Annotated in this window: 18 protein-coding genes and 3 tRNA genes; 7 read left to right on the top strand and 14 right to left on the bottom strand. The window is 46.8% G+C overall.

Annotation, left to right across the window (positions count from 1 at the left end; all coding sequences use genetic code 11):
- Positions 1 to 70 precede the first annotated feature (70 nt).
- The 3 genes from recD to ACTHR2_RS02510 form a co-directional block, all read right to left on the bottom strand.
- The gene (gene recD, locus ACTHR2_RS02520) at positions 71 to 1,834 is read right to left on the bottom strand and encodes an exodeoxyribonuclease V subunit alpha (protein WP_440375312.1); all 1,764 of its coding nucleotides are present in this window, start codon (positions 1,832 to 1,834) and stop codon (positions 71 to 73) included.
- Positions 1,835 to 1,965: 131 nt separating this feature from the next.
- Complete coding sequence (lolD, locus tag ACTHR2_RS02515) at positions 1,966 to 2,649, bottom strand: lipoprotein-releasing ABC transporter ATP-binding protein LolD (RefSeq protein WP_440375311.1); 684 nt, start codon at positions 2,647 to 2,649, stop codon at positions 1,966 to 1,968.
- Positions 2,642 to 3,892, bottom strand: a complete 1,251-nt coding sequence (locus ACTHR2_RS02510) for a lipoprotein-releasing ABC transporter permease subunit (RefSeq protein WP_263335975.1) — start codon at positions 3,890 to 3,892, stop codon at positions 2,642 to 2,644. Before ACTHR2_RS02510 ends, lolD begins: the two co-directional genes overlap by 8 nt.
- A gap of 214 nt (positions 3,893 to 4,106) precedes the next feature.
- Here ACTHR2_RS02510 and ACTHR2_RS02505 point away from each other — a divergent pair, with 214 nt between their 5' ends.
- A complete protein-coding gene (locus ACTHR2_RS02505; protein WP_003683377.1) occupies positions 4,107 to 4,394 on the top strand; it encodes a hypothetical protein in 288 nt (95 codons plus the stop codon).
- Between the two features lie 62 nt (positions 4,395 to 4,456).
- Here the strand turns inward: ACTHR2_RS02505 and recR are convergent, their stop codons facing one another.
- From recR to rnr, 4 genes are all read right to left on the bottom strand, one after another.
- Positions 4,457 to 5,062, bottom strand: coding sequence for a recombination mediator RecR (gene recR, locus ACTHR2_RS02500; protein WP_263335966.1), 606 nt, complete (start codon positions 5,060 to 5,062; stop codon positions 4,457 to 4,459).
- Positions 5,063 to 5,144: 82 nt separating this feature from the next.
- Entirely contained in the window at positions 5,145 to 6,998 is a 1,854-nt protein-coding gene (locus tag ACTHR2_RS02495) for a SurA N-terminal domain-containing protein (protein ID WP_263335963.1), read from the bottom strand.
- A gap of 145 nt (positions 6,999 to 7,143) precedes the next feature.
- Positions 7,144 to 7,491 (bottom strand): ArsC family reductase, encoded by a 348-nt coding sequence (locus ACTHR2_RS02490; RefSeq protein ID WP_128582770.1) that lies wholly within the window; start codon positions 7,489 to 7,491, stop codon positions 7,144 to 7,146.
- Positions 7,492 to 7,572: 81 nt separating this feature from the next.
- Positions 7,573 to 10,053, bottom strand: coding sequence for a ribonuclease R (gene rnr / locus ACTHR2_RS02485; RefSeq protein WP_440375310.1), 2,481 nt, complete (start codon positions 10,051 to 10,053; stop codon positions 7,573 to 7,575).
- Between the two features lie 95 nt (positions 10,054 to 10,148).
- Between rnr and ACTHR2_RS02480 the strand changes: the two genes are divergently transcribed.
- The 3 genes from ACTHR2_RS02480 to ACTHR2_RS02470 all read left to right on the top strand — a co-directional run bounded on the left by ACTHR2_RS02480 (position 10,149) and on the right by ACTHR2_RS02470 (position 10,515).
- Positions 10,149 to 10,235, top strand: a tRNA-Leu gene (locus ACTHR2_RS02480).
- A 38-nt stretch (positions 10,236 to 10,273) separates the two neighbouring features.
- Positions 10,274 to 10,360, top strand: a tRNA-Leu gene (locus ACTHR2_RS02475).
- A gap of 64 nt (positions 10,361 to 10,424) precedes the next feature.
- Positions 10,425 to 10,515: transfer RNA gene (locus ACTHR2_RS02470), tRNA-Ser, on the top strand.
- A gap of 179 nt (positions 10,516 to 10,694) precedes the next feature.
- Here the strand turns inward: ACTHR2_RS02470 and ACTHR2_RS02465 are convergent.
- The 5 genes from ACTHR2_RS02465 to dnaQ all read right to left on the bottom strand — a co-directional run bounded on the left by ACTHR2_RS02465 (position 10,695) and on the right by dnaQ (position 14,153).
- The gene (locus ACTHR2_RS02465) at positions 10,695 to 11,432 is read right to left on the bottom strand and encodes a thermonuclease family protein (protein ID WP_128582768.1); all 738 of its coding nucleotides are present in this window, start codon (positions 11,430 to 11,432) and stop codon (positions 10,695 to 10,697) included.
- A 73-nt stretch (positions 11,433 to 11,505) separates the two neighbouring features.
- Positions 11,506 to 12,177 carry a ribose-5-phosphate isomerase RpiA gene (gene rpiA, locus ACTHR2_RS02460; protein WP_003679072.1) on the bottom strand — a complete coding sequence of 224 codons (672 nt, stop codon included), beginning with the start codon at positions 12,175 to 12,177 and terminating at the stop codon, positions 11,506 to 11,508.
- Between the two features lie 43 nt (positions 12,178 to 12,220).
- Positions 12,221 to 12,700, bottom strand: coding sequence for a 2-C-methyl-D-erythritol 2,4-cyclodiphosphate synthase (gene ispF / locus ACTHR2_RS02455; protein WP_070608281.1), 480 nt, complete (start codon positions 12,698 to 12,700; stop codon positions 12,221 to 12,223).
- A gap of 32 nt (positions 12,701 to 12,732) precedes the next feature.
- The gene (gene ispD, locus ACTHR2_RS02450) at positions 12,733 to 13,419 is read right to left on the bottom strand and encodes a 2-C-methyl-D-erythritol 4-phosphate cytidylyltransferase (RefSeq protein WP_070608280.1); all 687 of its coding nucleotides are present in this window, start codon (positions 13,417 to 13,419) and stop codon (positions 12,733 to 12,735) included.
- The gene (gene dnaQ, locus ACTHR2_RS02445) at positions 13,416 to 14,153 is read right to left on the bottom strand and encodes a DNA polymerase III subunit epsilon (RefSeq protein ID WP_440375341.1); all 738 of its coding nucleotides are present in this window, start codon (positions 14,151 to 14,153) and stop codon (positions 13,416 to 13,418) included. The genes ispD and dnaQ overlap by 4 nt, the downstream gene beginning before the upstream one ends.
- A 339-nt stretch (positions 14,154 to 14,492) precedes the next feature.
- On the opposite strand from dnaQ, the gene ACTHR2_RS02440 reads away from it, so the two are divergent.
- The 3 genes from ACTHR2_RS02440 (at position 14,493) to ACTHR2_RS02430 (ending at position 17,942) form a co-directional block, all read left to right on the top strand.
- Positions 14,493 to 14,969 (top strand): pyridoxamine 5'-phosphate oxidase family protein, encoded by a 477-nt coding sequence (locus tag ACTHR2_RS02440; RefSeq protein ID WP_263335939.1) that lies wholly within the window; start codon positions 14,493 to 14,495, stop codon positions 14,967 to 14,969.
- Between the two features lie 143 nt (positions 14,970 to 15,112).
- Positions 15,113 to 15,796 (top strand): 16S rRNA pseudouridine(516) synthase, encoded by a 684-nt coding sequence (locus tag ACTHR2_RS02435; protein WP_440375309.1) that lies wholly within the window; start codon positions 15,113 to 15,115, stop codon positions 15,794 to 15,796.
- A gap of 781 nt (positions 15,797 to 16,577) precedes the next feature.
- The gene (locus tag ACTHR2_RS02430; protein WP_107811006.1) at positions 16,578 to 17,942 is read left to right on the top strand and encodes a sodium-dependent transporter; all 1,365 of its coding nucleotides are present in this window, start codon (positions 16,578 to 16,580) and stop codon (positions 17,940 to 17,942) included.
- A 59-nt stretch (positions 17,943 to 18,001) separates the two neighbouring features.
- Here the strand turns inward: ACTHR2_RS02430 and dld are convergent, their stop codons facing one another.
- Positions 18,002 to 19,693, bottom strand: a complete 1,692-nt coding sequence (gene dld, locus ACTHR2_RS02425; RefSeq protein ID WP_070748781.1) for a D-lactate dehydrogenase — start codon at positions 19,691 to 19,693, stop codon at positions 18,002 to 18,004.
- Positions 19,694 to 19,856: 163 nt separating this feature from the next.
- Positions 19,857 to 21,980: a polyribonucleotide nucleotidyltransferase gene (gene pnp, locus ACTHR2_RS02420; protein ID WP_107697060.1), complete on the bottom strand. Its 2,124-nt coding sequence runs from the start codon at positions 21,978 to 21,980 to the stop codon at positions 19,857 to 19,859.
- Between the last annotated feature and the right edge of the window lie 152 nt (positions 21,981 to 22,132).

Genomic DNA, 22,132 nt, shown 5'->3' with positions numbered 1-22,132 from the left:
TGTAAATTAGTGTAATCAGTCAAGCAGATTTAAACGCTTTATTCCCTTTCAAACGGCCTCTTGATTCAGGTCAAACAGAAGCCTGCTCATCAGGCTGTTCAAACTGCCATTTCAAGGCATCGGCCAATGCTGTCCTGCGTTTTTGATGGCATCCCACAGCCTGACACAATTCCTCCGCATTTCCCCAAAACACAAAACGTTCACGCGCACGGGTAATGGCCGTGTAAAGCAAAGCCTTATCCAAACCTCGGGCTTCCTCTTCACTTTCCGTCGTTGCAGGCACTGACGGGGGCAACAGCCATACTTCCCGATATTCCGAACCTTGGCTCTTATGCACCGTCATGGCAAAAGCCGATTCAAAATCAGGCAAACGGCTGATGGCAATTTTTTTGAATCCATCTTTCTCAGGAAAATAGGCAGACAAGCCATTCAACGATTCTTCATCTTTCATAATCAGCCCGATGTCGCCGTTAAACACTTCCAGCATGTAATCATTGTGCGTAATCATGATGATTTGTCCGGCAAACCAAGGCGTTTCGCCCGAAACCTTGCCTTGTCGTTGCAAGTATTCTTGATAAGCCTGATTCAAATCATCCGCATCCTGCCGCCAAGCTGCCAATACCACCACATCGGCCGCATGACCATAAGCGAGTGCAACATTATTCTCTGCCACGGCCTGCCAATAATCCTGTTGCTTTTGATACAGCAAAGCGACCTGCTCTTTCAGACGGCCTGTTTTCATTTCCAATTCTTTGGGGAACTTGTCAAACTGTTCGACCGCAGTTTGCTTTTCCCCGGACACCACCGCCCTTGCCAAACAACCAATACCGCTGTCTGCACCGAAACGGTGGCTGAATGTCAATTTGGCATTGTTTTGCGATAAAGCCTGTGGCTGCCCTTTAATTTCAAAGCCATGATTGGGCAGGTACACTTCCAGCTTTTCAGCGGTTTCTTTATCCAAAGCCGTCGGACGCGACAATGCCGCCAATACGGCACCCAAGCCAACCGACGGTAACTGGTTTTCATCGCCAAGCAACACCAGACGACAGCCGGTCGGCACGGCGCGCAACAAATCCAACACCAGCGGCAAATCCAACATTGAGGCCTCATCCACCACCAAAACATCCAATGCAAGCGGATATTCATGATTGAACGCAGGGCGCATTTGCGGCGGACGCAGTTTCAACAAACGATGAACAGTCTGCCCTTCCAAGTTTTCCAAATGCGCTTTGACGCTCGGAGACAAATCAAAACCGTCCAAAGCACGCTGCAAAGCCCGTGCCATATGCGCAGCCGCTTTGCCCGTCGGCGCAGCCAACGCAATACGGGGCAGCTTCGTACTGTTATTGCAAATCAGACCCAAAAGCTTTGCTACGGTCGTCGTCTTCCCCGTACCCGGCCCGCCGGTAATCAGCATAAAGTTTTGCAGCAAGGCCAAAGCCGCAGCACCCCTTTGCTCTTTGCTGTCTTTAGTATCAAACCAGTCGCTCAGGCTTTTTGAAGCCGCCATGAAATTCACTTCTTCCGCCTCGGCACTTGCCAGCCGTTTGATTTCAACAGCCAAATCATGCTCCAACTGCCACATCCGCCCTAAAAACAATTTCCGGCCTTGCAGGATAAGCGGTTTATCCGCATTGCCGACCAAATTCGGCAAGTTGCTTAAGGCATCGACATCCGCTTTATCCAAGTAAATAAACGAATGCCCGTTTTGCAAGGCTGCAAACAGTCGAACCACATAAGGCTCAATAACGGATGCGCCCTGTACTTCGTGGCGGCGGAAAAAAGCTATGGCCGCATCTGCGGCAGAGGAAAGGATGGAGTCGGTCGGATTCATGGCTCAAGCTTGATTGATACGGAAAAAGAAAGGCCGTCTGAAAAACAGTGTTTCCATAAATGAAAACCTATTTTTCAGACGGACTCTATTATACCGTTCAAAGCATAAAATATTTGCCTGAAATAATAACCTTATTGCAGCACTTGCAGGCTGCCGTCTTTCATGGTCATTACCCGGTCGAAACGCTCAGCCAGCTCGTCATCATGGGTCACCACAATCAGGCTGGTGTTCAATTCACGTTTCAAATCCAGCATCATGTCCAGCACATTTTGCGCATTTTTACGGTCAAGGTTCCCCGTCGGCTCATCCGCCAACAGGCATTTCGGCTCATTGACCAAAGCACGGGCAATCGCCGCACGCTGACGCTCGCCGCCGGAAAGTTCGCTCGGACGGTGCAGCATACGCTTATCCAAGCCAACCTTTTCCAGCATCTTGACAGCCTTCTCCTCAGCCATCGCCTTGGGCATTTTGCCGATTAAAAGCGGCATCATGACATTTTCCAAAGCAGAAAACTCAGGCAATAGATGGTGGAATTGATACACAAAGCCCAAATAACGGTTGCGCAATTCGCCCAACTGTTTTTGGCTCAAACCGCCCAAATCCTGATCCATCAGTATTACCTTGCCTTCAGACGGCATATCCAAGCCACCAAGAAGGTGCAGCAATGTGGATTTACCGCTGCCTGATGAACCAATAATACTCACGCTTTCCGCTTCGGCAACTTCAAAATCTAAATAATTCAACACTTGTACATTCAATGCGCCATCATTATAGCTTTTGCCAACGCCGATACATTTCAAAATTATCTTACTCATAGCGCAAAGCCTCCGCAGGTTGGGTTTTTGCTGCACGCCAGCTCGGATACAGTGTGGCAATAAATGCCAAACCAAGCGAAATGCAGGCAATAACGGCGACGTCCTTTAAATTCACATCGCTAGGCAGGTAATCGATGAAATAAACCTGTGAGTTAATCAAATGCACGCCAAACAGGTCTTCAAAAAACGTGACAATCTTGCCGACATTCCAACCCAGCAATACACCGCATACGACACCAACAAGCGTACCAAAGAACCCCGCAAAAGCGCCCTGTACCAAGAAAATCTTCATGACGCCGCCCGGGGACAAACCCAAAGTGCGCAAAATCGCAATATCGGCTTGTTTTTCCGTTACCGCCATTACCAAAGAAGAGACGAGGTTAAACGCAGCAACCGCGATAATCAATGTCAAAATGATAAACATCATGCGTTTTTCCAACTCAACAGCTTCAAAATAGCTGCGGTTGTTAAACGTCCAGTCGCGCACCCACACCTCATCTTTTTTAGCATCAGGAATCAACTTAGCTATGAAAGATGGTGCATTCTGAGGATCAGCCAACCGCAAACGCAGCCCACCGACATTTTCACCCAGTCGATACAAGACTTGCGCATCCTTGATATGCGTCATGGCCAAGGTATTATCAACCTCATAAACACCTGTTTTTACCACACCGACTACATTAAACTGCTTCAAGCGTGGCACTACGCCGGCAGGAGTAACATTACCCTCTGGCGTAATCACTGTAACCTTGCCGCCAATCTCCGTGCCCAATGCCTCAGCAAGCCCTTGACCCAAAATAATATCAAATTCGCCCGGCTTCAAATCGTCGAAACTGCCGGCCGGCATATCCTTGCCGTAATCAACGACATTTTTTTCTTCAGACGGCAAAATACCGCGTATTTGTACACCGCGCACTTCCCCGGCATTAGCAAGCAAAGCCTGATCGGAAACATAAGGCGCGCTGGCCAATACTTCCTTTTTGCCTTTTACAAATTCGCGCAAATTCTGCCAACCCGGCGCACTGCCGACATCGTAATAGCCGATTTCCGCATGAGGTGCGACGTTCAACAATTGGCCGCGTATCTCTTTCTGAAATCCGTTCATCACTGATAGCACCACAATCAGTGCCGTTACGCCCAAGGCGATACCGGCGATTGAAATCATGGTAATAAATGACATAAAGCCATTGCGTTTTTTCGCACGCAAATAGCGCAGGCCTATCCAAGTTTCTAAAGAAGCCATTCAAAAATGCCTCATTCGTTTGTCAAAAAAGGCTTATTGTACCGTAAAACCGACAGGTCGTCCGATTGCCCGACTGATGTAGCATTCAGGGATAAAGTGTATGTAAAACCATGTATCTTCCCGTAAATTCCGCCGAAAAACTTGCACAATCGGCCAATCGCCCTTATTCTGAAGCTGTGACACACTTTGTCACCATCAAAAAGGAAATACACTAATGAACAGCAAAAAATTCTTGGCCCTCGTATCCGTAGCTGTAGGTTTGTCATTCAGCTTCAATGCATATGCCGCCAAAGAAATCAAAATCAGTTCAAACAATACCGCTTACTCCGACGCCGATGTTCAAAAACTGGCAGCCACTGCTGTCGGCATGGGCGTAAAAGAACCTGTCAGCCTCAACAGCGGAAACGGTGTTGTTACCGTATCCGGCAGCAGCGCAACCAAATGCGCATTCAAAGTCGGCAACGGCGATACGCCTCAAATTCAAGGCGTGAGCTGCAAATAATCTGATTTCATCAATGAAAAGGCCGTCTGAAAAACATTCAGACGGCCTTTTTATATTGGCATTTAAGATTGGATATTTCTTCTATCGTAAACAGCCTGTGCCAAAGTACCGGCATCCACATATTCCATCTCGCCGCCCAAAGGAATTCCCCTTGCCAATCGGCTGACTTTATAAGGAAGATTTTTAAACAATTCCGCCAATACATACGCTGTTGCATCGCCTTCTGCTGTGAAGTTGGTGGCAATGATGATTTCCTCAATATCACTCGCCTGCAAACGGGCAACCAGCTTATCTAATGCCACTGCCGAAATATCCATCCCCTGCGCCGGGCTGACTTGCCCCATCAAAACAAAATACAGGCCATCATGGCAATTGGCCGCCTCCATGCTGGAGACATCCGCCGGCATATGCACAATCATCAAACGGCTTTTATCACGTTTTTCGTCTGCGCAAATTTCACACAAATCGCCTTCGCAAAATGTGTTACATAGCCGACAATGCTGCACCTGCCTCAAAGCAAATTGCAAAGCGTCCACTAATTCCTGAGCCTCTTCGCGTTTGTACTGTAAAAGCTGGTAAGCCATACGTTGTGCGGATTTCGGGCCGACATTGGGCAGAATTTTTAATGCATTAATCAAGCGGACAAAGGCATCAGGATTTTTACTCATGATTTCAGACGGCCTTTTAAAAGATAGCTAAAAATAAGAAAACAGCCGGAATTCATCCGGCTGCCCTACTCTAATATTCTGCTTATTCGGCAGCATTATTAACTTGTTGTGCACCTTGCGTACGATCGATTTTCTTACCCAAATACTGGAGCAAGGCATCGAAAACATTGGCAGAAAGCTGCTGAACCAAAGCCTGTTTAGCAGCCGGAATCTGTGAATCGGCATTTTCAGGAGCAGAAACACTCTGAACTTCCATAATTACCGGCGCAGGCATACCTTCCAACAATGTATACGCAGGTTTGCCGCCGACAGGACGCGCTTTCAGCAAAGCCGCATAAGCCTCCGGAGACATGGTTTTACGTGCATCTTGCGCGCTCAATTGAGAAACAGGTGACCATTGAACATCGGCAGCTTTACCGGCTTTCAATGCGGCCAAAGTTTCCTGGGCTTTTTTCTCTGCCAGTTTGGCGGCTTCAGAGCGCTGATATGCTGCACGGACATTGTCTTTGACTTCCGCAAATGGTGCGATTTTCTCTTCGCGCACTTCTTTCGCACGAATGACCCAAACAGTATCGTTGTTGATGGCGATCACTTCAGAATTGTGTTTTTTCTTCAGTACATCATCACTAAACGCGGCATTAATCAATGCTTCAGGCAAGCCGGCTTCCTTCGCACCCGCTTTGGTCACCCATTCATCCAGGCTTTCTACTTTCAAACCTGAATTGGCGGCTGCTTTTGCCAGAGAAGACGGATCATTGAAGGTATCTTCACCCAGTTTTTCTTTAGCGGCATTAAAGGCAGAAGCCGCTTTTTTCAGTTTCAAGGCTGCTTCGATACGCGCTTTGGCTTGTTCCAAAGTCGGCTCAGCTTCGACATTCAAAACTTTAATGACGTGATAACCCAAAGACGATTTAACGGTATCGCTGACTTCGCCTTTGCCCAATGCAAATGCCGCTTTATCAAATTCCGGCCCGAAGCCGCTGCCGCCGCTTTTGCTCAGATAGCCCAAGTTGCCGCCTTTATTGCTGCTGGACAAGTCTTTGGAATACTTGGCCGCCAGCTCGGCAAACGAATCCGGATGTGCTTTAAGCTCCGCAGCCATTTTGTCCACTTCGGCTTTAATTTCCGCATTGCTTGCTTCATCTCCGTTAGGCATGACCGGAATAAAAATATGCGCAATTTCGGCTCTTGGCGACAAATCTACGCTTTTGCTGTCGTAAGCTTTTTGGACTTCTTCCGCACTGACGGTTTGCTTGTCAGCCAAATCTTTGATGCTCAAAGCCACATATTCCAGCTTAACGGCTTGAGGAATCAAGTAATCTTTCTTATGCGCTTCATAATATTTTTGCAAAGCCGCATCATCTACTTTGACTTGTGCCGCAAATGCTTCAGGGCTGAACGTAAATGAACGGATGGTACGCGTTGCTTGAGTCAGGTTAATCAATTGACGCGCTTGCGCATCGCTGACCAAAGCGCCGTTTTGCACCAAATTCAACAGATTTTGCAACTGGAACTGTTCGCGGATATCTTCAACGAACTGATCCTCGGTCATCCTGCGTTGATCCAAATATTTCTTGAGCAAATCCTGGCTGAATTTACCGGAAGCATCATGGAAATTCGGATCATCCACAATAACTTGCTTGATTTGTTCCTGAGACACAGCGATGCCCATCAGCTTGGCACCCTGCTTCAGATAAGCACGTTGCAATAACGATTGGAATACCGCATCACGCGAAGGCGCATTATTGCCGGCAGCCTGCTCGTTTTGTATCGCAATCTGTAAAGCGTGTTCGCTGACTTTCTCATCCCCGACTTTGACAATGTAATCAGAACCCGGCGAAGACAAATTATTGGCACCGAATCCGATAAAGGTCAGACCGATGATACCTAAAACAATCTGGGCGGGTGTTTTATATTTTTCAACAATATGGAACATATTTATCCGAAAGAAAAGTTTGGCGCGGCAGCCGCAAAATGCTGCCGCAAAAATCTTAAAATCCTGAAAACAGGCTCAAAGCGCGTATTGTAACGTATTTTTTCAAGGCTTGCTTTTTCAGACGGCCTAAAAACCTAAAAATGCCTTATCCAAAAATTTCCTGATACGCTTCTACTGAAAATCCGACATGAACCTGCCCTTCTTTGACCAACACAGGCCGCTTGATGATGCTGGGATTCTCCACCATCAAAGCAATCGCACCTTCTTTTGTGGCGGCAGATTCCTGTGCATCTTTATCCAGCTTGCGCCAAGTCGTGCCTCTTTTATTGAGCAAAATTTCCAAAGCCGCCTGATTCAGCCAGCCATCAATCAAATCAGCAGTCGGGGCGTTTTTCTTAAAATCTACAAATTCAAACTCGATGCCATTTTCCGCCAACCAGTTACGCGCTTTTTTAACCGTATCGCAATTGGGAATACCGTATAGTTTTATCATCTTATTTATCCTTAGTTTTATTCATAAAATCACGAATTCAGGCCGTCTGAAACTTTTCAGACGGCCTGAATTGAATGCTACTTATTTCTTAGCAGCTTTCTTCACTTTAATCTTCACGCTTTTACCTTGAGCATTATTTTTATGCCCAGCTTTGACAGAAACTGTTTTCGTTTGCGCTTTTTTCTTGCTTGCGGCTTTAGGTTTGCTTGACTTAGCAGGCTTGGAGGCAGGTTTACTTTTCACCTTGCTCTTCTTTGCCTTCACGGGAGTAGCCAACGCTTCATCAATTTCTTTAGCCGAAAGTTTACGCTTACGCTTTTCGACAGGTTTGTCAGCAGCTGTCGGCTTACTCACAGGTTTTGCTTTTCTAGCGCCACGTTTCTTACCGACTGAACCACCGCTGATTAAGGTCAAATCAATCTTGCTGGTATCCAAATCGGCACGCGCAACTTTTACAGTGACCGTATCGCCCATATTGAAACGGACACCGCTGCGTTCGCCCTCAATCGCCATAATTTCAGGACGGAAGTTGAAATAATCCTCTCCCAAATCGCTGATATGTACCAAGCCGTCGATATGAATATCATCCAAGGTTACAAAAATACCGAAGCTGGTCATGCCCGAAATCTTGCCGCTGAAGACTTCGCCGACTTTGTCGCGCATATAATAAGTTTTCAGCCAGTTTTCCACATCGCGGCTGGCATCATCGGCTCGGCGCTCGCAGAAAGAAGTATACACGCCCAAAGCCTGCCAGGTTTTATTGGGCTGGTAAGTTTGTCCGTTCAATACAGCCTTAATGGCACGATGGACCGTCAAATCCGGATAACGGCGGATAGGCGAAGTAAAGTGTGCATATGCGCTATAAGCCAGACCAAAGTGACCGTCGCAATGCGGCTCATAAACCGCCTGCTGCATAGAACGCAGCATCATCACTTGCAACAATTCCGCGTCCGGACGGTTTTTAAATTGCTCAGCAAGCGCAGCATAGTCTTTCGGCGTCGGATTATCACCGCCACCCAGACTCAGCCCCAGCAAACCAAGCTGCTCGCGTAAAGTAGCCAGTTTTTCAGGAGTCGGGCCCAAGTGATTGCGGAATAAAGCCGTATGTTTGTTTTTCAGCAAAAATTCTGCCGCGCAAACATTCGCCGCCAACATACATTCTTCAATTAGCTTATGCGCATCATTGCGGAAAACGGGAACAATCTTGTCGATTTTACCGTTGTCGTCAAAAACCATCTGAGTCTCAACGCTCTCAAACTCAACCGCGCCACGCTCAAAACGTTTTTTCTGCAAGATTTTAAATAACTTATACAGAGTATCAATTTGCGGTTTAAACGGATGATCCCGGCCGTCTGAAATCCAATCCCAAACTTGATTGTAAGTCAGTCGCGCATGAGAACGCATTACTGCCGGATAGAAACGGTATTCCTTGATATTGCCGGCATAGGTAATCACCATATCGCACACCATACACAGGCGTTCAACATCAGGATTGAGCGAGCAGATGCCGTTGGACAACTTCTCCGGCAGCATCGGAATCACGCGGCGTGGAAAATACACGCTGGTACTGCGTTCCTGAGCATCTACATCAATTCCGTCATCAGGACGGACATAATGGCTGACATCGGCAATCGCCACCACCAAATGGTAATTGCGACCGACTTTTTCAGCAAAAACCGCATCGTCAAAGTCCCGTGCAGTTTCACCGTCAATGGTTACCAAAGGCAAATCGCGTAAGTCCACGCGCCCTTTCAAGTCGGTTTTACGCACATGATCAGGAATTTTCTTCGCAGCTTTGACACATGCTTCGCTGAATTGATGAGGCAAATGGTGCTTGCGTACAGCAATTTCGATTTCCATACCGCTGTCGGCATAATCGCCTAATACTTCAATCAGCTTAGCCACAGCAGGACGATGCGCTTCAGGATACGTCTCAATTTCAGCCACAATCACCTGACCGGATTGCGGTTTAAAGTGCGCCACGCTTTCAGGTTCCAGCACGATACTTTGGCTCAAACGCTTGTCTTCTGCCTCCAAAATAGCCACGCCGCGATCCATATAAAAACGGCCGACCACTTTAGACTGCGCACGCTCCACCACATCTAAAACCGTACCTTCACGACGGCCTCTGCGGTCGATACCGGCAGGACGAACGGTAACAATATCCCCGTGCATTACGCCGCGCATCTGACGCTCATACAAAACGAAATCGCCTTCGCCCGTCGGGGTTAGCGGCACGGCAAAACCAAAGCCGTCTTTATGCGCTTCGACACGGCATTTAACCAATGCCAATTTTTCTGCCGCGCACACCGCACCACGTCGGTTGATCAACACCTGACCATCACGCGCCATTGCTTTCAGACGGCGCTCGAAGAATTCATATTCATCTTCTGCAATCGACAATTCATGTGCCAACGCTTCGATTTTGGTCGGCACACCTTTTTGTTCCAATAATTCAATGACCCATTCGCGGCTGGGCAACGGATGAGCGTAACGTTGTTTCTCCCGCTCCAAATACGGGTCTTTTTCTCGCAAATTTAAAGATTTAGTATTTTTGTTCATTTTGATAGTTGACATTCTTTTTTTAAAATATATAATAGCTGCTTCTTCGCAGTTCAGAGTAGTCAACTCTACCTTAAATTGAAGAATAAAGCAAAGCCCAGGTGGCGGAATTGGTAGACGCGCTAGCTTCAGGTGCTAGTGTCCTCACGGGCGTGGAAGTTCGAGTCTTCTCCTGGGCACCAAATAATTTGGTGCTTCTTTGCTTAAGAAAATTTAAATTGCCCAGGTGGCGGAATTGGTAGACGCGCTAGCTTCAGGTGCTAGTATCCTCACGGGTGTGGAAGTTCGAGTCTTCTCCTGGGCACCACTGATAAATCAATCAGTTAAGTTTTCACATTATTCTGAAATAAGAAGTCAGGATAATAGTCCACAGAGAGGTGGATGAGTGGTTTAAGTCGCACGCCTGGAAAGCGTGTATACGTGAATAGCGTATCGAGGGTTCGAATCCCTTCCTCTCTGCCAGATACTAAAGACACCAGCTAACGGTGTCTTTTTTCATATCTGCCTTCTTAAAAATATTACACCACACTTTTATTTCTATTACCCTCTAATCAGAAACCTGCCACTCATTCTTATCTTATTACTAAACCTTAATGATTAAAGGCCGTCTGAAAGTTTTCAGACGGCCTCTTTCTTAAAACCTACCAAATCCCAAACCATTGTTTATCAGACTGCTTTTTATTGTCGTTCTGCTGCTCGTGGTTTTGACGGCGAAATTGCCAAGGTGCTTGCGGATTGTCTCTTTTCCATAAACCTTTACGTTTTTCCTTGGCTTGTTTTTGTGCGGCCGAATAGTCAGTGTAAGCGGTTTTACTTTGTTGTTTTTTGGCATAACTTTCATAATGCCATGCGGCACCATCCCGTATCTGCATCAAATTCAAGTCAATCGTGCCGACTGATACTTGGGCAACTTCGCGCTGGTAGCGGTCGGCTTCAAATACGCGCACTTTGGCTTTTTTATTCAATGCTGCATCAATCAGATTGTCTCGTGATTGCGTACCATAGGCCTGATTGATTTCTGGGGCATCGATATAGGCCATGCGGATTTTGTGTTTCCTGCCGTCGCTATCGATAATGTGCATGGTATCGCCATCATGGATTTTGATGATTTTTCCGTTGTATGTGTAGGATTGCCTCGATGACTTTTGTTTCTGTTCCGGTTTGGGTTTAGCTTCGGCTTTGGTGTCAGATGTGGCTTTGACGACATTTTCTCCCAGCCATTCATTGACCTTTTCCAAACCGATATTGTCGCCTTGTGCCAATGTTGCGGCAACACTTACCCCTGTACGAATCAACTCGGTATCGCGTGAGCTATAACCAAGTGCGCCCAAAACAGATAAAACAACGGGCAACCATTTTATAATTTTACTGATTTGCATATTTTGCCAAATTGAAGGCCGTCTGAAAGACCTGATGCACTTTCAGACGGCCTTTAAGATTGATTAATCTCCATTAATCCTGACAAGGCAGGATGACTTTTGCTCCTTCTGCCGTACCCAAAACCAACACATCGGCGGCATCGCGAGCAAAAATACCGTTTTCGAGTACGCCGGTGATTTTGTTGATTTCGTCTTCCATTTTCAGGGCTTGGTCGATATTGAGGCCGTGAACATCGACGATTTGATTGCCATAGAAAGTGGTATAACCGACACGCAACTCAGGCTGTCCGCCCATGGCAAGCAGTTTGCGCGACACTAGCGAACGGGCATTTTCAACCACTTCTACCGGCAATGGGAATTTACCCAAACGGGAAACATATTTACTTTCATCGGCGATACAGACAAATTTATCAGATGCGCTGGCCACGATTTTTTCGTTCAAATGCGCACCGCCGCCGCCTTTAATCATTTGCAGCGCGTGGTTGACTTCATCTGCGCCGTCAACATAAACCGCCAAACCCATCACTTCATTCAGTGAAACTTCTGGAATCTCGTATTTTGCCAAAAGCTCGCTGGATTTTTTAGAAGTAGACACGGCACCCTTAATTTTCTTACCGCTTTTACCCAAAGCTTCGATAAAGAAGTTGATGGTAGAGCCGGTACCGATACCGATGTATTCGTTTTCAGGAACAAATTCCACCGCTTTTTCGGCGGCAATACGTTTGAGTTCGTCTTGAGTTGCCATGTTGTCAGTCTTTCAGTTTGAATAATAAAGTAATTTTAAGCTCTCAGGCTTTAATCAGCAATACTGCCGCTTGCGCTTCAATGGCTTCCATACGCCCCAGATAGCCAAGTTTTTCGTTGGTTTTACCTTTGATGTTCACGCAGTTTTCAGGTAAACCCAAATCTGCGGCAATATTGGCGCGCATTGCCGGAATATGTGGCGCAAGTTTTGGCTTTTGCGCAATCACGGTCGTATCGACATTAACCACCTTCCAACCCAACTCCTGCACGCTTTGATAAGCCTCGCGCAATAGCACACGGCTGTCGGCATCTTTGAATTCGGCAGCGGTATCAGGAAAATGGCTGCCGATATCGCCCAAACCGGCCGCACCCAACAGGGCATCGGTAATCGCATGCAAAAGCGCATCGGCATCTGAATGACCCAGCAATCCTTTTTCAAACGGAATGTTGACGCCGCCGAGTATCAAATCTCGACCTTCGACCAACTGATGGACATCGTAGCCCTGTCCGACACGGATATTCATGTTTGTTTCCTTAAATAATGGGTTTTGATTGTTCAGACGGCCTTGAGCAACAATCTGACAATGTATTCGTCTTGCGGCAGTGTCAATTTCAAATTGCGCGTATCGCCCTGCACCAAGCGCGGCCGGATACCCAGTTTTTCAACTGCTGATGCTTCATCCGTAATTTCACTTAAATCATCAACCGATAAAGCACGGTGTAACAAGGCCGTCTGAAAAAGCTGCGGCGTTTGCGCCTGCCATAATCCTGCGCGCGCAACGGTTTCATCAATATGATGACTGCCGTCTGAGCGCTTGAGCGTATCAGCCACCGGTATGGCCAAAATACCGCCTTCATCATTCTCACTCGCCTCATCAAGCAAACGTGTTAACGCTTCAGCAGGCAGGCAACAGCGCGCGGCATCATGAACCAAAATGTTATCTTGCGCCTCGACCAAACCTTGCTCCAATAAAACGGACACGCCATTGCGTACCGTTTCGGCACGACTTGCTCCGCCCACTCGAAAGACGCGTACTTTCTCAGACAGGGCCGTCTGAAAAACCAAATCTTCCGGCGAAAGAATAACAGCAATTAAATCTATGCGGGGGTGTTGCTCAAAAATTTCTATGGTATGTTGCAATACGGTTTTACCATTGATTTCAACATATTGTTTAGGTTTTCCTGCACCAAATCGCGCACCGATACCGGCAGCAGGAATCAAAGCGATATTGCGGCGCATCATGCTGACGCTCCGGCATTGACCTCATCAGGCGTTTCGGCCTTGCGCCATACACACGCTTCGCCCAAATCGTCCAAATATTTTTCATGTGTCGCCAACTCGTCCGCATTGGCTTTGATGACTTTCAACTGCGACGTATGTTTGGTTTCCGCAATAACGGTTTGTTTGACTTCGCCCTCTTCTTCCGCCTCGCCGCCCATCAGGTCGAACTGCTGACGCGTCATGGCAAGATAGACTTCACCCAAAAGTTCGCAGTCGATTAGCGCGCCGTGCAAGACCCGTTTGCTGCGGTCAACGGAAAAGCGGTTACACAACGCATCCAAACTCGCCTTTTGCCCCGGAAACATTTCACGCGCCATAGCCAGCGTGTCGGTGACTTTGCAACCCAGTTTCTCGATAGAAGGCAAACCCATGCGGCGGAATTCCATATTCAGGAAGCCGACGTCAAACTTGGCATTATGGATAATCAGCTCTGCGCCACGTATAAAGTCGGCAATCTGTTCGCCCACTTGGGCAAACGGCGGCGCATTCTTCGCTTCCAATACTTCAATCGTCAAACCATGCACCTTCGCCGCTTCCTCCGGCATATCGCGTTCCGGGTGGACATATAAATGAAGGTTGGAGTCGGTCATTTGGCGGTTGATCATTTCCAAGCCGGCAAATTCGACCAGACGGTCGCCGTTTTCAGGATAAAGACCCGTGGTCTCTGTATCGAGGATAATCTGACGTTGGCTCATGGTTGGTGGTTTCTGCAATTATCAAAACGCCTTGAATCATACTGAAGGCCGTCTGAAATGTATAGTCAGCAAAACTTTAGCTGCTTTTTAAATGCCTTTTTACGACTGGATTTTTTCAGACGGCCTTTATTCTTTTTTATTTAATAGCCATCTATTACGACATTTTTGAGTAGAAACCTAATTTCTAAAAAATTTTTTAAATTTAATTTCTTTAATAATCAATATTTTACTTATAAATTAAATAATAGGAACAATTATCATTTGCAAATTTAAAAAATCGCCGTATAATACAACCCATCGAGACAAAACAACCGCACAACAGAATGAAAGGAGAAGAAAATGCCCGAAAGTATTTTTAAGCAAGTCTCCCTTGACATTCTGAGACTGCACCAACAAGCCATCCGCTCTTTAATCGCCACCAAGTGTTGCGACGAATGCGAAGTACATGACGCAGTATTCATTACTTTAGATGGCCGATATTATGTTTGGCTCCCTTGCATGGGTAAATCGCCCCAATCAGAAACTGGCATCCTGCTGATTGAAGATGAAGACGGCAATACACGCTTGAGCTGGGTTGCTGGCACACGCGAAGTCAAACAAAAAGACAGTCTGTACAACCGCGTTGTTTCCGCCCTGCAAAGAAAAATGCAGCGCACGAAAAACAAGTTTATCCAGTCTGCAAACGTCCGATTGCTTGAGCTGACGCCTCAGCAAGGCCGTCTGACGACAAACAGCAAAGATTTCTCGCTTTCACCGCATGACCTGATGAAAGCACTTTATCCGGCAACACATCAAATAGGAGAATTTGCCCTGTAACAGTTTTTGGTAGTGGTTTGTGTTCCTTTTGCGCCCCTTAAAATTTTAAAGGGGCGATTTTTTTTGCCCCTACTTTTCAGACGGCCTAAACACCGGTTTTCCAGTACAATAAAGGCCGTCTGAACATTTCCTACTTTTTAACCATGCAACTGCTCAAATACATCCAATCACAAGGCCTCGGCAGCCGCAAGCAATGCCAATGGCTGATAGACAATGACTGCATTGCCATCAACGGCGAAATCCATAATTGTGCCAAAGACGATATCGACCCGTCTCAAGTGCACGCCCTGTCTGTTGACGGCGAAGAAATTGCCGCCGTACCCATGCCCTATTTCTACATTCTGCTTCATAAGCCTGCAGATTACGAAACTTCGCACAAACCTCAGCAATACCCAAGCATCTTCAGCCTTTTTCCCGACCACATGCGCAATATCGATATGCAGGCAGTCGGCCGCTTGGATGCAGACACAACCGGTATTATTCTGATTACCAACGACGGGCAGTTTAACCACCGCGTTACCTCGCCCAAACACAAAGTTCCGAAGCTCTACCGCGTCACTTTGAAACATCCTGCCGACGATACCCTTTGCACTACGCTGAAAAACGGCGTCCTCCTACATGACGATAATGAAACCGTCGCCGCGGCCGAAGCAGTATTGGCCGACCCAACCACATTGATAATGACCATTACCGAGGGTAAATACCATCAGGTCAAACGCATGATTGCAGCCGCAGGCAACCGTGTCGAGCAGCTCCATCGTGAGAAATTCGGCGACTGGAATGTCGATGATTTGGCCGCAGGAGAATGGAAATTTATCCAAATCTAAAAAAATTCCAAATTTTTTCGATAAATTTTTAAACAATATAGATTTTTTATATATTTAAAATCAAACATCTAAACCTTATTATTTTTATTTAACAGAATTTAACACTGTAAAGACTGAACTATTGTATAATTCGCCTGTCTGAGTAACACTTGCTTCGAAAGAAGTGAGTAAGTGAGTAAGACGTTTTCCCCGTAATGTGTTTGGCCATCTATACTTTCCCCTTAGTATAGATGGTTTTTTTTATCTAAAATTTGGTAACCAAACGAATGTACTTTCAGACGGCCTTTCTCATCTAAAGAAGCCATCATTACTCAACCTCATCTCCCACTCATTACCTTGCCATTCCTCCTTTTCTCTTTCTCGTCTCTTCCGCATCAATCTGTACCGTTCCAATTTCAGACAAATCGTTTTATAGAAAGAAAAACCATCGGCGACTATCCAAGCTAAGGTTACAGGATGTTATTAGACAACCTCAGAGAAATACCATCTTTGTTGCCGACATATTTGAAAGCACACCTTAGTGCTATCCAATCTCCTCACAACAACCCTTTCCCATATCCCACCTTTCAGACGGCCTTTATCGTTAGGGCTCTTTCAATCATTCGTATCGCTTCAGACAAATTCTCTGTTTGCAGGTTTCAATACCAAGCAAACCAGAGAAACCCACTAAAAATTCTTCATTACATGGTTTTTTTAACTAATTTTCTTTTCAGACTTTAGTCAAGATTCGTTAAATCTTTACGGTAAAATGTTGTCTTTATTTTTATGCATCTGAGTATTTATGTCTTCCAATCAACCCCGTCAAACCTGGTCCAACCGTTTGACTTACATCCTTACCGTTGCCGGCGCGACTGTCGGCTTTGGTGCAACTTGGCGTTTCCCGTATTTGGTCGGTGAAAACGGCGGCGGTGCATATGTGTTTCTGTTCTGTATCGCCATGCTGGTCATCGGTATTCCGATGATTTTGGTGGAAAACGTCATCGGCCGCCGTAAAGGCGTGAACGCGCTGGATGCGTTTGGCGGCACAATGAATGGCAAACCCGTTGCCAAAGTTTGGAAATTGGTCGGCTGGATGGGCCTGCTCGGCGCATTCGGCATCATGGCCTATTACATGGTGCTCGGCGGCTGGGTTATCAGCTACATCATCAATATCATTGGCGGTAATTTGGACATTTCCAGCCCGGTTTCCGGTGAAGTTACCAAAAGCTTCTTTACCGAACACATTGAAAACAGCCCCTGGGAAATTGCGTTCTACACTTTCTTGTTTGTGGTCGTAAACCAATGGATTTTGGTCAAAGGCGTCATCGGCGGCATTGAAAAAGCGGCAAAATACCTGATGCCTTTGCTGTTTTTGTTCCTGATTGCCATGGTCGTGCGCAACGTTACCCTGCCGGGCGCAATGGAAGGGATTACTTTCTATCTGAAGCCTGATTTCAGCAAAATTACGGCTGAACTGTTCGTCTTCGTTTTAGGTCAAGTATTCTTCGCCTTAAGCTTGGGTTTCGGCGTGATGATTACCTTGTCCAGCTATCTAGATAAAAACGAAAATTTGGTTCAGACGGCCGTGATTACCGCGATTACCAATACTTTGATTGCCGTATTGGCCGGCTTTATGATTTTCCCATCCCTCTTCAGCTTTGGCGTTGCCCCTAACTCCGGCCCGACGCTGGTGTTCCAAAGCCTGCCGATCGTGTTTTCCAATATGTGGGCAGGCCCAGTGTTTGCAGTGATTTTCTTCTCACTGCTTCTGATTGCCGCGCTGACTACTTCTCTGACCATTTATGAAGTGTTGATTACGACCATTCAGGAGAAAACCAAAATCCGCCGCGCAGCCGCGATTACCATCGTACTAGCAGGTATTTTTATCTTCGGCAATATCCCGTCCATCTTGAGCTACGGCCCTTGGAAAGATATTTCCGTATTTGGTAAAAACATTTTCGATGCCTTTGACTATATCAGCGGCAACATCCTGTTTATGCTGACCGCGCTTGGCTCTGCCTTGTTTGTCGGCTTCGTGATGAAAGATGAAGCGAAGGACGAATTACTCTACAAAGGCAACCATACCACAGTCAATATCTGGTTTGCCTATGTGAAATACCTCGTGCCGTTGGTCATCCTGCTGATTTTCATCAGCAACCTGTTCTGATAAGCAAGCATATAAAAAGGCCGTCTGAAAAATTCAGACGGCTTTTGTTTAACTATGCTTTATTCAGCCCAGTTTTTCTTCTTACTGGTTTTACCGATACCGGGGTTGAAGCTGTTGGTCGGGTCAAGTTTTTTATAGAACTGTTTCAGCTCGGGCTTGGCTTCATACAGATGACCGACATTATGCTCGGCAGGATATTGCGCACCGCGTTGGTCAAGCAGATGGAGCATTTCATGTTCCAAAGCCATACAGTCGTTGCCTTTTTTAATGATGTAGTCCTGATGGAACACATGACACATAAAATGTCCGTAATACAATTTATGGATGATTTTATTGTCGATTTCAGGCGGCAGTGTTTCAAACCAATCACGATCATCACGGCGCAAGGCGATATCGAGTGCAACCAAATCCTCTACTTCATCATCATGTACAGAACGATAACGGATCGCGGCAGAAGCCACAGCAAAGCGATGCAGCATGGCCGCCTGCGTTTCTTCGGCATTACATTCGAAGAATGCGCCGCCATGGGTTGCAAAATATTCCTTCAAGAAAGCACGCGCTTCTTCTACGCCCTCGCCACCCATTTTTAAAATTAGGTGATGTTCATATTTATCCCGATAGTTGCGCATAGATTTCGGCAAGTGATCAGGCAAAATTTTACTGATCAGTTGCATGAATTTATCAGAGAAGTGTTTTGGTAAGAAACTTATCTTTTTGCTGAATCTATCCACACGGGCTTTCAGATCAAACAGTTTCGGAAGTTGGTGGGTACCGAACGTCTTAATGATATAAAACGTATCTTTACCATAAACGGCAGCAATATCAAAAGCATGACGATGGATATACTCACCGGAAATAGGCAGGTTTTTAAACTCACTCAAAGCAGCACGACGAATATCGGTCAGCTCATTAATATCATTGGTGCCGATATAGAACACGGCAGTCTGTTTTTCTTGCGGGAAAGTATCCAGACGCACGGCAAACACCATCAGCTTGCCCGCGCAGCCTGATGCTTCATAGTGACGCGCAGGGTCGGCATTAAAACGTGCGGCAGTCGGTTCATTCACTTGGCGAACATGATCGCAGTACGCATGGTCATGCCCTTTGCCGGCATCTTGCGTAATGTCTTTTCGCTGATAATGGAAACCTTGCAAGTTGGTCAAAATTTCTTCAGGGGTTTCACCCAAATCAATACCCAAATGGTTGACCAGCTCCAGCTTGCCTTCTTCGTTGATTTGTGCAAACAGCGCCATTTCCGTATAAGCCGGGCCACGCTGCACCAGTGCGCCACCCGAGTTATTACATACGCCACCCAATACAGATGCGCCGATACAGGACGAACCGATCACTGAGTGCGGCTCACGGCCTAAAGGTTTCAGCAGCAGTTCCAATTGATTCAGGGTAGAACCGGGCAGGCAGACAACTTGTTCGTTATTATTAATTGGCTGAATGATGTTCAGACGCATGGTATTTACAATCACGATATCGCGGTCGTAATCATTGCCGTCAGGAGTCGAGCCGCCGGTCAGGCCGGTATTGGCGGCCTGCGTAATCACGATAACATCAGCCTCAACACACGCCTGCAAGATTTGCCACATTTCCAAAACCGTACCCGGACGGACAACTGCCAGCGCCTTGCCTTCGCCAAAACGGTAGCCTTGACGGTATTGTTCGGTTTTTGCCGGGTCTGTGATGATGTATTTTTCACCGACGGTTTGCGTCAGCCGGCTGATTAATTGTGTAGCATTCATTGCATACTCCTTGAGAAATGAATATATTTATTAAATTACAAACATTGTAGTAATCCCTTTTATCAAAGTAAAGGCAAACTCATTTTTAAATTCATCATTCAAATAAACAAAAGGCCGTCTGAAATTTTCAGACGGCCTTTTGTTTCAAGTTTGAATAATCAGATTATTCGGCTGCTTTCTCTTCGCGAGCAGGAGCTTCCAGCAAAGCTTTGATAGACAGGCGTACGCGACCACGATCGTCTACTTCCAATGCTTTCACATTCACAACCTGACCTACTTGCAGATAGTCGCTGACATTGCGTACGCGCTCGTGGGCGATTTGGCTGATGTGTACCAAACCGTCTTTGCCCGGCATCACGCTGACAATCGCGCCAACGTTGTTGTCGAGGATTTTAACCACAGTACCTTCGTACACTTTGCCCACTTCCACTTCGGCAGTGATTTCTTCGATACGTTTTTTCGCTGCATCGCCTGCTTCTTGAGTAGTCGCAGCGATAGTGATGGTACCATCTTCAGCGATGTTGATTTCAGTACCGGTTTCAGCAGTAATCGAACGAATGGTTTCGCCGCCTTTACCAATCACATCACGGATTTTGTCTTGGTTGATTTTCATGGTGAACAAGCGTGGCGCGTGTGCAGACAGCTCTTGTGGGCCTGCAACGGCGGCTTTCATCTGATCCAAGATGTGCAAACGTGCTTCTTTGGCTTGAGCCAAAGCAATTTGCATGATTTCTTTGGTAATACCTTGGATTTTGATGTCCATTTGCAGCGCGGTCACACCTTCGGTTGTACCAGCTACTTTAAAGTCCATATCGCCCAAGTGGTCTTCGTCGCCCAAGATGTCGGTCAGGACGGCAAATTTGTTGTTGTCCAAAATCAGACCCATGGCGATACCGGCAACGTGTGCTTTCAAAGGCACACCGGCAGACAACAGGCTCAAGCAGCCGCCGCAGACGGAAGCCATAGAGGAAGAGCCGTTGGATTCGGTAATTTCAGAAACCACGCGCATGGTGTAGCTGAAATCTTCAGGTTCTGGCAATACGGCCAACAACGCACGTTTAGCCAAGCGGCCGTGACCGATTTCACGACGCTTTGGCGCGCCTACGCGACCCACTTCGCCGGTAGAGTATGGAGGGAAGTTGTAGTGCAGCATGAAGCGATCAGTATATTCGCCGGACAGCGCATCAATGATTTGTTCGTCGCGTGAAGTACCCAAAGTTGCAACCGCCAAAGCTTGGGTTTCACCACGGGTAAACAATGCAGAACCGTGCGTACGCGGCAATACGCCGGTCTGAATGTTCAGCGGACGAACAGTGCGGGTGTCGCGACCGTCGATACGTGGTTGGCCGTCCAAAATTTGGCTGCGGACAACATCGGCTTCCAAGTGTTTGAAAATGCCTTTGATTTCGTTGGCTGCCAAAGTGTCGGTTTCTTCGGTAATCAACGCTTCTTTCACGGCATTCCAAGCTTCGTCCAATTTGGCAGAACGCGCTTGTTTTTGACGGATTTTAAACGCTTCTTTAATGGTTTCGCCGGCAATTTCGCGTACTTTGGCAACCAATTCTTCATTGGTTTCAGGTGCTTTCCAATCCCAAACTTCCGGATTAACTTCGTCGGCAAACTCATTGATGGCATTAATGGCCACTTGCATTTGATCGTGACCGTAAACAACCGCACCCAGCATCACTTCTTCAGACAAGATGTCGGCTTCGGATTCCACCATCAACACGGCTTTAGAAGTACCGGCAACAACCAAGTCCAATTGTGATTTAGCCAATTCGGCTTTAGTCGGGTTCAAAACGTACACGCCGTTTACATAACCCACGCGTGCCGCGCCAATCGGACCGGCAAACGGTACACCGCTCAACACCAGCGCGGCAGACGCGCCGAGCATGGCAGGAATGTCAGAATCAATTTCAGGGTCAACAGACACCACCATCGCTACGATTTGGATGTCATGATAGAAACCTTCAGGGAACAAAGGACGAATCGGACGGTCGATCAAACGGCTGGTCAGGATTTCTTTTTCGCTTTGTTTGCCTTCGCGTTTGAAGAAACCGCCGGGGATTTTACCTGCTGCGTAAGTACGCTCGAGGTAATCGACAGTCAGAGGGAAGAAGTCTTGGCCTTCTTTCACTTCTTTGTTGGTAGTAACGGCAACCAAAACAACAGTGTCGCCCATAGATACTTTAACGGCTGCAGCGGCTTGGCGAGCGATTTCGCCGGTTTCCAAAGTAACGGTTTGATTACCGTATTGGAAGGTCTTAACGTGTTTATTGAACATCATTGTTCCTTTCAAAATACCGCACTGCTAAAACACTAATAATGCACACTAAAATCCGAATGTGCATAGTTAGGGTTTCAGACCGTGCGGCAGGTTATAAATAAGCTTTCAGACGGCCTTTCAGTCGCTGAAAACAACTCTCGATTATAAAGGCA

Origin of the sequence: Neisseria sp. P0006.S004, assembly GCF_051963015.1 — a bacterium.
Taxonomy (GTDB): domain Bacteria; phylum Pseudomonadota; class Gammaproteobacteria; order Burkholderiales; family Neisseriaceae; genus Neisseria.
Note: the sequence above shows the minus strand (reverse complement) of the source record. Positions and strands in the feature narration are given on the sequence as shown.

Bases quoted from the DNA above. Each gene is read 5' to 3' on its own strand.
- recD (WP_440375312.1), bottom strand. From the start codon at position 1,834: ATGAATCCGACCGACTCCATCCTTTCCTCTGCCGCAGATGCGGCCATA.
- lolD (WP_440375311.1), bottom strand. From the start codon at position 2,649: ATGAGTAAGATAATTTTGAAATGTATCGGCGTTGGCAAAAGCTATAAT.
- ACTHR2_RS02510 (WP_263335975.1), bottom strand. From the start codon at position 3,892: ATGGCTTCTTTAGAAACTTGGATAGGCCTGCGCTATTTGCGTGCGAAA.
- ACTHR2_RS02505 (WP_003683377.1), top strand. From the start codon at position 4,107: ATGAACAGCAAAAAATTCTTGGCCCTCGTATCCGTAGCTGTAGGTTTG.
- recR (WP_263335966.1), bottom strand. From the start codon at position 5,062: ATGAGTAAAAATCCTGATGCCTTTGTCCGCTTGATTAATGCATTAAAA.
- ACTHR2_RS02495 (WP_263335963.1), bottom strand. From the start codon at position 6,998: ATGTTCCATATTGTTGAAAAATATAAAACACCCGCCCAGATTGTTTTA.
- ACTHR2_RS02490 (WP_128582770.1), bottom strand. From the start codon at position 7,491: ATGATAAAACTATACGGTATTCCCAATTGCGATACGGTTAAAAAAGCG.
- rnr (WP_440375310.1), bottom strand. From the start codon at position 10,053: ATGAACAAAAATACTAAATCTTTAAATTTGCGAGAAAAAGACCCGTAT.
- ACTHR2_RS02465 (WP_128582768.1), bottom strand. From the start codon at position 11,432: ATGCAAATCAGTAAAATTATAAAATGGTTGCCCGTTGTTTTATCTGTT.
- rpiA (WP_003679072.1), bottom strand. From the start codon at position 12,177: ATGGCAACTCAAGACGAACTCAAACGTATTGCCGCCGAAAAAGCGGTG.
- ispF (WP_070608281.1), bottom strand. From the start codon at position 12,700: ATGAATATCCGTGTCGGACAGGGCTACGATGTCCATCAGTTGGTCGAA.
- ispD (WP_070608280.1), bottom strand. From the start codon at position 13,419: ATGATGCGCCGCAATATCGCTTTGATTCCTGCTGCCGGTATCGGTGCG.
- dnaQ (WP_440375341.1), bottom strand. From the start codon at position 14,153: ATGAGCCAACGTCAGATTATCCTCGATACAGAGACCACGGGTCTTTAT.
- ACTHR2_RS02440 (WP_263335939.1), top strand. From the start codon at position 14,493: ATGCCCGAAAGTATTTTTAAGCAAGTCTCCCTTGACATTCTGAGACTG.
- ACTHR2_RS02435 (WP_440375309.1), top strand. From the start codon at position 15,113: ATGCAACTGCTCAAATACATCCAATCACAAGGCCTCGGCAGCCGCAAG.
- ACTHR2_RS02430 (WP_107811006.1), top strand. From the start codon at position 16,578: ATGTCTTCCAATCAACCCCGTCAAACCTGGTCCAACCGTTTGACTTAC.
- dld (WP_070748781.1), bottom strand. From the start codon at position 19,693: ATGAATGCTACACAATTAATCAGCCGGCTGACGCAAACCGTCGGTGAA.
- pnp (WP_107697060.1), bottom strand. From the start codon at position 21,980: ATGATGTTCAATAAACACGTTAAGACCTTCCAATACGGTAATCAAACC.